The following is a 12,917-nucleotide window of genomic DNA, read 5'->3' on the forward strand; positions in this document are numbered from 1 at the left end:
AAAGTGATCATTCGTTACTTTTCATGGACCTTTTTTCGATATTCAATTCGATCAATTCACTTCACTGATATCCATCAGCCCACATCCATCATAGAAGAACTTCAGGATCTCCTGGCAGGTCTTTCCCTGCTTTGCCATGCCCTGGGCGCCATTCTGGCTCATGCCGACGCCATGCCCGAAGCCGCCTCCATAGATCGTAAACGTCGTCACCTGGTTTTCATCGGTGCCGTTATTCTCGATGTAAATAAAGCCGCTCGGAAGTGTATCCCATCCCGTGGATGTTGATCCGTCTTTTCTGTTGTATACAAGCGATGAATTTCCAAGAACGCTGCGGATCTTGCTCTGTCCGGAGAATGTCTTGGAACCTTCCGTTCCCACGACCTTCAGGGTCTTTGCGTATCCGCCGGCCCCTCTCGACGTGATCGTAAGTCCTGTGATCCGGCCGACACCGCCGATCTTCTCATCCAGGATCGTGCTGGTCGTCTTTGTGTTCCAGCGGAACATCGGGAAATCGGAATCGTAAGCATCTGTATTCTCATCTTTGATAAAGTTCTCAAACGCTTCATTCGAAGTCAGATCCAGCTTTTTCGCCTTGTCGTTGATCGTCACTGCTCTGAGATACGGCGTGTTGGACGCATCCGCTCCCCACACACTTCCGTCGGTCCCATGTCCGTCGGATGTGGAGTAATAGAACGCCTCGATCGGGTCCCCGTTGTATTCCAGAAGCTGCCCGAACGTCTCATTCACAGCAGCATCCGTGGAATCATACGTCAATGTATTGTTGTATACCTGGAAATTCGTGCTGTCATCCACATGGGCGCCGTAAGTGGAATAGGCGTTGCCCTGGATCTGGCGCCATGCGTAAGTTCTCGCACAGATCGCCTGAGCCTTCAGTGCCTCCAGCTCATAAGTCGGCGGCATCTCGCTCGGCGTTACCCGTTTTAAGTATTCCTCGAGATCCACCTCGTTTAAGAGCAACAGTCCGTCGCGCTCCTCCGTGATCTCCATATGTCCCGGATAGACCGGAGTTCCCTGGGCACGCTCTAAGCTGTGCACCGTGATCATCCCGCCATCGTTGGCGGATTTGAAGGTGAGACGTCCGCTTGCCAGTCTGGAGTCGCCCGGCTTGATCGTCACCGTCTCTCCTGCCGCGATGGATTCTGTCTTCGCATCCTTCTCATCCCCGTATTCCAGGACCGCCATCGAATCACAGGAAAGCGTGATCGAGTCGTGGAACAGAGACTTAAAACCATTTGTCATGATCAGGACACGGATCGCGTCGATATCCGGTTTCTCCGTCGTGAGTGCCGCACAGATCTCCCCGTCTGCGACCACAAACTCCTGCATGTGGTAACCGACAAGAATGTCCTTTTTCTGCTGCTCCCTCAGGACCCCATATGTGCGGTAGATCTTAAACTGATCCGCCAGCGGCACACTGCCGTAGCCATCGATCTCGATCTCCGTATCGCGGACCGCAAGAACGGTTCCGGTGATCTTTTCCTTTTTCAGCACCAGCCGCTTTGGCTGACCGCCCTTTAAATACAGATCCCCGATCTGGCCGGAGATCTCACTCTCATCCTTTAATACTCCCTTTACCGGAAATTCCCTCTGGATATTTCCGATAAAGACGGTCACAGTCCGCCCGGAAAATCCAGAGATCCAGGCGTTCTCGTAGACGATCTCGTCAGAGACCATCGTCTCCACCTTTAAGATCTCATCGTCTCTCGCCAGGAAGCGGATCTTCCGGTCAATATAGTTATCCAGATAAAGTCCCTCAAACTGGAAGGTCCCGTCCCTTGTGTATGCCGTCCATGCCGGAGCTCCGTCCACATTGTCCGGAGTCCCGTAAAGATCCGTCTCGACCTCGGCAACCGCCCCTTCCGGATCTGCGGCTTCACGGAACGCATCATAAAATTTCCAGAAATTTTCGCTGGAAACTGCTTTTTTTGCGCGGTCCCCGGCATCCACATAGGAAAGGAGTGCATCGGTTTCCCCTTTTCCCTCCTCTGATGCCTTCTTCGCCCAGTCCGAAAGGACTGCGTATGTAACTGCGGATGTCGCGCTCCTCTCATCCGCCTGAATCACCCCGCTGTCAAGATATCCCTGCCCATACAGGTAATCCATATATTTTACATACCACTGATCAGAAAGTTTTTCGTCAAAGTTCGATGTCTCCGGCGCATTTTCCAGGATCCCGCTCTCCGACTCCAGCGTCAGAGCGACCGTTCTGGACGCTGCCGCCAGAGAAACTCCATCCTGTTCCGTGTCCAGAAGTACGATCACGATGAGCAGTGCCACGACAAATGTCGTGACCCCTGCCATCCAGTTTATCATTTTCCTACTCTCGTTCATAATTCCTTTCCCGGGCAAACCCGGCCCGGTCACTGTACACGGGTTCTTCCCGCGTGAAAACATCCGGACTTACTGTTTGTCCGTGCGCCTGATATACTCACCGCTCTTTTCGTCAATGCGGTCCAGTTTTACATAGTCGTTTTCTTCCTGACTCAGATTCTTTTTCGCAAGAAAATGATCCTGGATCTGTCTGTAAACGTGGATGATGACCGCCATCAGCGGAACTGCAATGATCATTCCCACAAATCCGAACAGTCCGCCAAACAGCAGGATCGAGAACAGGACTCCGAAGCTGGAAACGCCTGTGGAGTTTCCAAGGATCTTCGGTCCTAAAATATTTCCGTCAAACTGCTGGAGTACCAGGATCAGACCGATAAAGTAAAGGCACTGTTTCGGACTGATGAGGAATACGAGGATCGCACACGGTACAGCCCCGATAAAAGGTCCAAAAAACGGGATAATGTTCGTCACTCCGATGATCACGCTGATCAGCAGCTCATACGGGAGTTTGAACAGGTTCATCAGGATAAAGCAGAGGATTCCGATGATCAGGGAATCGATCAGCTTTCCGATGATAAAGCCGGAAAACGCTTTTTTGATAAAACGGAACTCTCCGACTACAATGTTCGCCGCCTTCAAAGGCAGGATCGAATAGATAAATTTCTTTCCCTGTGCCGAGAGCGATTCCTTGATGTTTAAGAGATATATCATGACGATCAGCCCGATCAGCAGATTTTTTGTCAGGGTGATCAGATTCATGACACCGCTGGAAACACCGCCGAGGATCTTCTCGATATTCTGGAAATTCTGGAAGTTCGAGAGATTCGACATCAGGTCTGTCTCCATCCAGTTCTGGAAATACTGGGCCGACTGCTCATAAATATTTAAGATTGCCTGCTCCACCGGAGGATTGTTCACGAAGAAATCCGTCAGCCAGTCATACACATTCTGGAAGTATTCCGGCATCATATTGATGATCCCTACGATACTGGAATACAGCTGCGGAATGATCATACTGGAAAGGCTGACGATCACCGCCAAAAGAAATACAAGGCTGACAGCTGTTCCCACGCTTCTTCCGAAAAAAGCACCCAGTTTTTCATTTTTAAATCTTGCCTTTGGCTCCCCGGACTTTCCTGTATACACAGTCAGCCGGTAGCACCAGTTGTAGACCGGGGACATTAAAAATGCCAGAACCGCTCCATAGATCACTGGTGCGAGCACAAAACGAACCTTTCCCAGAAAGGCAAACACCGCCGACCTTTCCAGAAACAGAAACACGACGAACACCGCCGCGATCAATACCAGGATCGCCGTCACACCTGTATAAATGTACCGTTCGAACCGTTCATTTTTCATATAAAAGTTTCTCCTTTGCAGTTACTTCTCTTTTTCCGTCTATCGAAACCATTTTGTACCGTCGACCATGGCATCATCATACCATACTTCTCATATTTAGAAAAGAGCCTTAGCAAAATCTGAACGAATGCAGAGCATCGGCAAATTTCCTGTTAAACGAAAAGAAGCAGCGATCTCTCGCTGCTTTTTTATCTTTCGCAATCCCAAAATGCCGTTTCCTGAATAATTGACGCCTAGCAGTGCTAGGTGGGCATCCGCACTTAAACATCTGCCTTCCACTCGATGGAGGCCTGGCATCCGTTCAAGGATGTAGGAATCCCGTATGTCAAAATGTAGGTTCAAAATAGACAGGAGTGTCGAACATCCCAGGAATCACATTCCCTTTCACTGACAACTATTATAGCGCATCATCGATCATTTTTCAAGTTCCATTTCATGGTACCGTACAATTTTGTTACAGTACACGGGCACTCCATGCCCGCGCACTGTAACAGGATTTTGCCAATGCTTCGCATTCCAGATCGGCAAAATCCGCGGCCTTAACGGTATCATACGGAATTTTCAGTTCAGAAAATTCCTACCCGCGAAAAGTAACCAATTTTCTTACTGTCGGATCCGTACACTTTTCTGCCTGTAAAAACGTCCGGTTTCTGAAACTGAAACACGATCCTGCCGCTGCTTCGCATTCCGGACCGTCAGGATCGCAGCCGCTGTATGATACAGAATTTTCAGTTCAGGGAATTTCCATCTGCAAAAGCCAGCGATCTTAACAGCTCTGCAACCTCTCCTGGAGTTTCACAGAGATAATCTGCCCCGGCATCCTGAAGCTCTTCCCTGCTGCCGTATCCGTAAAGCACGCCTACCACTGAAAGTCCCGTCTTCTTCGCGCCTTCCACGTCATGTTTCCGGTCGCCCACCATGATCACGGATTTCTTTTCTTCCTCGCCGATCCCGTTTTCTTCCAGCACATACCGGATCACGTCATCCTTGTTCACGCGCTTTTCATCCAGGGACGCGCCGCCGATGAATTTAAAGTAGTTTGTCAGATGAAAATATTCCAGCACGCGCTTTGCGGTCACCTCCGGCTTGGAAGTTGCCACATAGAGTTCGAGTCCTGCGTCCTTTAAGGACTTTAACATCTCCTCAACTCCGGCAAACGGTGCGTTGTCCTTCCATCCTTCCACATCGTAATATTCCCGGAACACGTAGATCGCATCCTCCGCGTCCTTCTCGGAGAAATTGTAATACTCCTTAAAACTGTCGGAGAGCGGTGGACCGACAAACGGTTTTAAAACATTCAGGTCATCCACCTGGATCCCATAATGCTTCAATGCATACTGAACGCCTTTCGTGATCCCCGGCATGGAATCCGTCAGTGTCCCGTCAAGGTCGAAAAAAACTTTTTTTAACTTCATTCTGTTTCCTCTTTCATGTATTCCAATATCATCGTTCCGCCGCATATATTTTCTCCTGCTCACGGCGAAACCGTTTTTCCATATTTCAATTTCACAGGTATTTCTGCGATACCAGTGTCTTATTATCCCATGGCGGAGTATAAATGTCAATTGTAAAAAGCGGCATGCCCCAAAACGATCTTCACCGCCTGTCGCATGCCGCTTTTCCCTTATCCTTTTTTATTCTAATCCTTTTATCTGACCCGGAGTTTTTACCGGAAAAACTCGTGATTTCCATGTTTAAACAGGAATTCCAGATGTCTGTCAAACCAGCTCGCGTTCTTCCTGGAGGATGCCCGCCGGTTCATGAAATACAGGGCGCCGTCTGTCAGATCTTCACCCGAAAGTGCCCTCTCGACTGCCTCTACGGTCTCGGCCGTGACCTTGCAACGCTTGATGGATCCGTTTCCCACAGGGGAAAACTGGTGCTTCTGGTAAACGACTTTCGTGATCGTGTTCGGGAATGCATCGTCCTCCACACGGTTTAAGATCACGTTTGCCACCATGACACGTCCTTCGATGTCGCAGTTTCCGGCTTCCGCCTGAACGATCCGGAGAAGAACATTGTAGTCGCTTTCGGAATACCCCGTGAACGCTTCTCTTGCAGGTTCCTCTGCCACGACGGTCTCTTCTGCTGCCGCCTGTACCCTGGCTTCCCCGGACACCTCTGTTTCCGGCTCTGCCTGCGTGATCCCGCTCACTTCATCCGCCGCAGCCGCAGTTTCTGTTTCTACAGCTTCTTCCGGACCATGATCCGTGTCCGCATTTTCCGATCCTGCAGCAGGCTCTGTGATGCTCTCCTCTTTCGTCTCTGTATTTTCTGTTTCTGTCCTGATATCTGCTTCCGTCTCTGCGGATGATGCTTCATCCGCTGTCGTCTCATCCTCTAAAACATTTCCGTCTGTTTCCGGAAGAGCAGTATCTTCTGTCTCCTCCAGACTGTCTTCATCCGAACCTCCCTGCGTCTCGGCATACGCGACGATCGCGTTTTTGCCTCCGCCCTGGAAGTCCACCGCTGTAAATGGAATCACTGCGATCAGTGTTGCGCCCATCGTGAGGACTGCCGCATTCCGGTGCATCTTCTTTGTCACACCGCCGAAGAGTGATTTCACAAACTGAAAGACTGTCTGAAGAAATGAGTTCCATGGATTCATTTGAATACCCTCTTTCTCCGTCCTGTCGCCGGTTGTTCATTCCGACCGTTTTCCGGCCGGTGTCTGTGATTATAGGAGAATGAGGGGGCGAATGTCAATAAGTCCTGCACAACTTTGTTACATTTTACAGTCTGTTTTTTAAAGATTGTTACATTTTTTTAATAGTTTTTCCAAATATAATCCGCACAAAATCTGGATTTTTGGTAGTATTGGCAAGTATAAAATATTGCAAATATTACAATTTTGTTAAATATTGAGTTCCCATTTTTGAGTGGTTTCCCATAACGTTTTCAGTTATGTCAACTAATTTTGCTGAAGATCCAGAAGTTTTGCCCCGACATAGTCCGCAAGAGCCTGCGGGGAAAGCAGGACCTGAAAGCCTCTCTGGCCGGCGCTGACCGCGATCGTTTCATAATTTAAAGCCGCTTCATCGATAAATGTCGGGAACTTTTTCTTCATGCCGATCGGGGAACAGCCGCCGCGGATATAGCCTGTTGTGGCCAAAAGATCCTTCATCGGAAGCATCTCCACCTTCTTATCTCCTGCCGCTTTTGCTGCCTTTTTTAAGTCCACCTCGCCATCCACCGGGATACAGCAGACGAGAAAACCTGTGCGCTCTCCTTTCAGCACGAGAGTCTTAAACACACTCCCGTGGTCCACTCCCAGCATGTCAGCCGCATGGCTCCCGGATAGGTCATGTTCATCCACCGGGTACTCCTTTGACTCATACGAGATCTTTGCGGCATCTAAAAGCCGCATCACATTTGTCTTTGTTTTATCATTTTTTGCAGATTTGCTCATAAATTTTTCCTCCTGAAAGCGACATTCTCTCTGCCGCCTTTGACTGCAGCCGGCTGCACATCCTCTCGACCGCATCTTCTTTATACAACGTCTTTGTAAAAAAATCCAGTCTTTTCTATAAAAGAATGTCCGCCCACATATTTGTACCTTTAAGCCTGTATTTTATTACAGTCAACGCAGCAAGTGTGCAGACCTGCTGAACAGTTACCATTTTTCGCTGCATTTACTGCCGCATAAAAAAAGACAGCCGGTCCCGCATTTTCGCAAAATCGACTGCCTCTTTCCATCTTCTGATCTGTTTCTTCTATATAATATATCGCTTCTGATTCCGCATCTCAAAAGCCTATGAGAGGATCATCCGGTCGTTCGCGAGCGCGCCGCCCGCGGCTTCCTCAAACTTCGCGAGAAGATCCTGAACCGTCAGGTGCTTCTTCTCCTCACCTGCCACATCGTAGATCACATGGCCCGCATTCATCATGATCAGGCGGTTTCCATGTGCGATGGCGTCACGCATGTTGTGAGTGATCATCAGAGTGGTCAGATGTTCACTGTTTACGATCTTATCCGTCGTCTCGAGGACTTTCGCCGCCGTCTTCGGGTCGAGGGCCGCCGTGTGCTCATCTAAGAGAAGAAGTCTCGGCTTCTTTAAGGTTGCCATGAGAAGTGTCAGCGCCTGTCTCTGTCCGCCGGAGAGAAGACCGACCTTCGATGTAAGGCGCTCCTCCAGGCCAAGTCCCAGAATCTTTAACTGTTCTCTGTAGAATTCTCTCTCTTTCGCGGTGATCCCCGGTCTCAGGGAGCGCGTCATTCCTCTTCTCGCCGCCAGGGCCATGTTCTCCTCGATCTGCATGGTGGCAGCCGTTCCTGTCATCGGGTCCTGAAATACGCGTCCAAGATACTTCGCACGTTTATGCTCCGGGAGTTTTGTCACGTCGATATCATCGATGGTGATTTTTCCTTCGTCCACAAGCCACGTTCCTGCGACCGCATTTAACATGGTAGATTTTCCTGCTCCGTTTCCGCCGATGACGGTGACAAAATCGCCTTCGTTTAAATGAAGATTTAATCCGTTTAACGCAGTCTTTTCATTGACGGTTCCTGCATTGAAGGTTTTATAAATATTGTGAAGATCAAGCACGAGGTGCACCTCCTCTTTTTACCGGTTTAGAGAAATATTTGCCTTTCATGTACGGGATCGCAAGGAATACCGCAACAACAAGAGCTGACAGGAGTTTTAAATCGTTGGAATTTAATCCCATCCAGAGTACGACCTGAAGTACCAGATAGTAAATGATCGCGCCGAAGGCAACGGAGAACAGCTTGAAACCGAAGTTCTGGCTGATCTTTCCGAAAACGACCTCACCGATGATAACGGCTGCAAGACCGATCACGATGGCACCACGGCCTGCATTGACATCCGCAAAGCCCTGATACTGAGCATATAAGCCGCTCGCAAAGGCAACGATTCCGTTGGAGATCATAAGACCTAAGATCTTTGTGAAATCGGTATTGATACCCTGAGCACGTGACATGTTCTGATTGGAGCCTGTGGCACGGATGGAACATCCGATCTCCGTTCCGAAGAACCAGTAGAGGACTCCGATCAGGATCACAATGATCAATGCCGTCACGAAGATCGTGTTCTTATAAAAAGCGACTCCCTTTACATAACGGAGAGACACTAAAAGATCATACTTATCCACACTGATGGCCTGATTTGCCTTACCACCCATAATGCGAAGGTTGATAGAGTAGAGACCAAGCTGAGTCAGGATTCCCGCGAGAATCGCCGGGATCCCCATCGCCGTGTGAAAGATTCCGGTCACAAGGCCCGCGATCATTCCCGCGATAAACGCCGCAAACAGGGACACTCCCACAGAATGTCCGTTTAACATGAAAATGATGCAGACAGCACCTCCCGTACACATGGTTCCGTCCACGGTAAGGTCTGCAAGATCGAGGATCTTATATGTAATATAAACGCCGATCGCCATGATGCCCCAGATGAGTCCCTGTGCACAGGCACCCGGCAATGCATTAAACAATGTTGCAAAATTCACGTTTCTTTCCTCCTATGGCTAATGATAACAAACAGGGTGACAAAAGTTTTTGCTGTTTGCCACCCTGATGTCCTCATAATTTCAAGTCGTTATTATTCTTCGATCACAACGTAGTCATCCGGAACCGTGATTCCAAGTGCCTCACAGTTTGCCTTATTGTATTTCTTTGTTACCTCCGGTGCAAACTCGATCGGCATTTCCTTTACATCTTTGCCGTCCATCAGGATCTCTGCGCCCATCTCACCGGCTTTGTATCCGATATCGTAGTAGTCGATGGAAAGAGTTGCAACGCCGCATCCGGAGCAGATTCCTTCTTCACCTGCAATTACCGGAACTTTCGCCGGAAGGCAGATATTGTTTATGATCTCTGCATTGGAAGCAGCTGTATTGTCAGTCGGAACATAGAGAACATCGTTCTCGCCTGCTGCTGTTGTTGTTACGGAAGCGATATCGTTGGAGTCTGCGAAGGTGTATTCCTTACAGGTATATCCGAGATCCTCAAGATATCCTTTTACGGTTGTTGCCTGGTATTTGGAGTTCGGCTCTGCGGAGCAGTATAATAAGCCGACATTCTTTGCATCCGGGAACAGCTCATTTAACATTGCTGCCTGCTGGTCGAGCGGAGCAAGGTCGGAGGTACCAGAGATGTTGAGACCTGTCGTACCTGTCCAGTTGTCGATATCAAGCGCTGTCGCGTAATCTGTGATGGAAGTTCCGAGAATCGGAATCTCGCTGGTTCCTGCTGCCGCTGCCTGAAGTGCTGCAGTCGCATTTGCAAGGATCAGGTCCACATCGTTGGAAACGAACTGGTTGATGATCGTTGCGCAGGTAGCGGAATCGCCGGATGCGTTCTGAAGATCAAATTTAACATTGTCACCGAGTTTATCTTTTAATGCAGCCTCGAAGCCTTCTGTCGCCGCATCAAGTGCCGGGTGCTGTACTAACTGGCAGATTCCCACATTGTAGGTCTTTCCATCTTCTTTTGCTGCTTCTGTGGAATCGGCCGCTGCTGTCGTTGTCTCTGCTGCAGCTGCTGTTGTCTCTGCTGTGGAACTGGATCCACATCCGGTTAATGCGGAAGCCGCTACAACGGCCGCCATTGCAAGTGCTGTTACTTTTTTCATAATATCGATCTCCCCTCAGTTTTTCTTTTTTGTAACATCCCGCTGTCATTTTCAGGATCTATAGATCCTCCCCTTCAGACGGGATCTCACATTCTCAAATGCGTTGTTGCGTTACGCTTTAACGCATGTAAGTGAAACTGTCCTTATCATACACCTATACGCCGGATTCGTCAAGCTTGATTTTCCTGTTTTTACCTTTTCTTGTTACAGTACACGGGCACTCTATGCCCGCGCACTGTAGCAGGATTTTGCCGATGCTTCGCATTCCGAATCGGCAAAATCCACGACCACAACGTTATCATACGGAATTTTCAGTTCAGAAAATTCCTATCCGTGAAAAGTAACCTTTTCTCAATATCCCACAATAATTGTAGGTTTTCCACAATTTGTCAGACGATTTTTGTCAGGAAACGGAATCCGTTTTATCCGCAAAAACTTTCAGGAATCTCTCCCCATACTTCGCATACTTAAATTCCCCGACTCCGGAGACCGTCAGCATTTCTTCCTTATTCTTCGGTCTGATCAGACACATATGCACCAGAGTCTTATCGGAAAATACGATATACGGTGGAACCTTCTCCTCCCGCGCGATCTCACGGCGCAGTTCTTTTAACCGGTCAAACAGTGTCGTCTCCACCTCCGTAAACGACTCGGTACCGGCTGCCATCTTCGGCTTCTTCGTGCCGGAGATCTTCCCCGTCTTCACTCTCTCCTGCTCCTTCGGAAGCTTCATCATGACCGTTTCACCGTCGTTTAAAAGCGCTTCCGCATTCTTTCCCGGCTTCACGATCGCGTACTCGTCAGAGGTCACCACCAGATATTCTTTTATCTGCAGAAAATTTAAAACCTGTCTTAACCTGTAGACCGGGACTTTTGCCAGCTTTCCGTAAAAGGAATTTTCATCCATGTGATAATTCCTGATCTTCGCCGTCGAAGCTCCGTGCACCGTGTCGAGGATCACCGTTGTCCCGTACCGCCCGCGGCACTCCGCGACGCAGCCGACGATGGCTCTCGCGATCTCCGTCACATCCGTCTCCTCAAACTGTGTCTTACAATTAGAACAGTTTCCGCAGTATCCGCTTCCGTACTCCCCGAAATACCGGAGAATATATTCCCTGAGGCAGTCATTCGTAAAGCAGTAGAATGTCATCTTTTTTAACCGTTCCCGGTCGCGCTCCGCAACGATCTGCCTTGTCACATCGTCGAGCTCTTCGTTGTCACGGTTGTTGTCGATAAACATCTGGTTCGTCACGACATCCCGCCCGCCGTACAGGAGCAGACAGTCCGCCGGTTCCCCGTCACGCCCTGCGCGCCCGGCTTCCTGATAGTAACTCTCCATATTTTTCGGCATGTTGTAGTGGATCACAAAGCGGACATTCGATTTGTCGATCCCCATTCCAAACGCGTTTGTCGCCACCATGATCTGGGCGCGGTCGAAGATAAAATCTTCCTGATTCTGCTTTCTCTCGCTGTCGGAAAGTCCCGCATGGTATCTCGTCACGGAGAATCCGTCCTTCATCAGCTTCTCCGTCACTTCCTCCACGAGTTTTCTCGTCAGGCAGTAGACGATGCCGCACTGTCCTGCATGTTCTTCGATATATGTTTTTACTGCCGCATATTTATCTTTCGGGCTCTGAACCTCAAAGTAGAGATTCGGGCGGTCAAATCCCGTCGTCGTCACGACCGGATCCTGCAGCTTTAAGAGATCGATAATGTCATCCCGGACTTCCGCAGTCGCGGTCGCCGTAAAGGCGCTGACGACCGGGCGCTCCGGAAGTGCCCGCAGGAATTCCTCGATCTTTAAGTATCCTGGCCGGAAATCCTGGCCCCACTGGGAGACGCAGTGCGCCTCATCGACCGCCACCATGGCGATTTTCGCATGGACGGCAAAATCAAGAAATTCCGGAGTCAGAAGCCGCTCAGGAGCGACGTAGATGATCGGATACCGTCCCTCTCTCGCATATCCGAGCGCCTTATAATACTGTCCCGCCGTCAGGGAACTGTTCAGGTACGCAGCATGAACGCCCGCCTGGTTCAGGGCGCTGACCTGGTCTTTCATAAGTGAGATCAGGGGCGAGATCACCAGCGTGATCCCCCCGTTTGCCCCCGCCATCAGAGCCGGGATCTGATAACACAGGGACTTTCCTGCGCCCGTCGGCATGATCCCCAGCACATCCCTGCCGGAAGTGATCGCATCGATCATCTTCTCCTGCCCGTCCCGGAACGCGTCATAACCGAAATATTGTTTGAGAACCTCATATTTATCCATAAAAGTAATGATCCCTTTCCACACCCGCCAATTGCTGCCGGGAACCTTTTTATCGTTGATCAGTTGGCTGCAGCTGGTGAACCGCTTTCCAGTTGTCTGTCCATGATATCACTCTCCCGCCGCCCCCGCAAGTATGACCGCCATTAAAATTTCATAAACAAATCGGCAACCGTTACAGTACACGGGCACTCTATGCCCGCGCACTGTAACAGGATTTTGCCGATGCTCCGCATTCCGAATCGGCAAAATCGGCGACCACAACTGTATCATACGGAATTTTCAGTTCAGAAAATTCCTACCCGTGAAAAGTAACCGGCAACCACTACTGTATGATACAGAATTTT

The 12,917-nt window shown here is 49.6% G+C and carries 9 protein-coding genes and 1 other RNA gene; all 10 read right to left on the reverse strand.

Annotated elements, in window-relative coordinates:
* Positions 1–51 precede the first annotated feature (51 nt).
* Entirely contained in the window at positions 52–2,334 is a 2,283-nt protein-coding gene (locus tag V2546_RS08160; protein WP_252197403.1) for a SpoIID/LytB domain-containing protein, read from the reverse strand.
* Between the two features lie 87 nt (positions 2,335–2,421).
* A complete protein-coding gene (locus V2546_RS08165; protein WP_118531782.1) occupies positions 2,422–3,711 on the reverse strand; it encodes an AI-2E family transporter in 1,290 nt (429 codons plus the stop codon).
* A 196-nt stretch (positions 3,712–3,907) separates the two neighbouring features.
* Positions 3,908–4,086: non-coding RNA, 6S RNA (gene ssrS / locus V2546_RS08170), on the reverse strand.
* Between the two features lie 353 nt (positions 4,087–4,439).
* Entirely contained in the window at positions 4,440–5,126 is a 687-nt protein-coding gene (locus V2546_RS08175) for an HAD family hydrolase (RefSeq protein WP_215702837.1), read from the reverse strand.
* A gap of 251 nt (positions 5,127–5,377) precedes the next feature.
* Complete coding sequence (locus tag V2546_RS08180) at positions 5,378–6,319, reverse strand: cell wall hydrolase (protein ID WP_142411216.1); 942 nt, start codon at positions 6,317–6,319, stop codon at positions 5,378–5,380.
* A gap of 303 nt (positions 6,320–6,622) precedes the next feature.
* Positions 6,623–7,120 (reverse strand): Cys-tRNA(Pro) deacylase, encoded by a 498-nt coding sequence (gene ybaK / locus V2546_RS08185; protein WP_118531786.1) that lies wholly within the window; start codon positions 7,118–7,120, stop codon positions 6,623–6,625.
* A 343-nt stretch (positions 7,121–7,463) separates the two neighbouring features.
* Positions 7,464–8,258, reverse strand: a complete 795-nt coding sequence (locus V2546_RS08190; protein ID WP_329752033.1) for an ABC transporter ATP-binding protein — start codon at positions 8,256–8,258, stop codon at positions 7,464–7,466.
* Positions 8,251–9,180 (reverse strand): ABC transporter permease, encoded by a 930-nt coding sequence (locus tag V2546_RS08195; protein WP_117469854.1) that lies wholly within the window; start codon positions 9,178–9,180, stop codon positions 8,251–8,253. The genes V2546_RS08190 and V2546_RS08195 overlap by 8 nt, the downstream gene beginning before the upstream one ends.
* 92 nt (positions 9,181–9,272) lie before the next feature.
* Entirely contained in the window at positions 9,273–10,304 is a 1,032-nt protein-coding gene (locus V2546_RS08200) for an ABC transporter substrate-binding protein (RefSeq protein ID WP_329752034.1), read from the reverse strand.
* A gap of 403 nt (positions 10,305–10,707) precedes the next feature.
* Positions 10,708–12,573: a DNA helicase RecQ gene (gene recQ / locus V2546_RS08205; protein ID WP_329752035.1), complete on the reverse strand. Its 1,866-nt coding sequence runs from the start codon at positions 12,571–12,573 to the stop codon at positions 10,708–10,710.
* Positions 12,574–12,917 lie beyond the last annotated feature (344 nt).

The sequence above is a fragment of the Clostridium sp. CM74B_53 genome, assembly GCF_036318045.1.
Lineage (GTDB): Bacteria > Bacillota > Clostridia > Lachnospirales > Lachnospiraceae > Pilosibacter.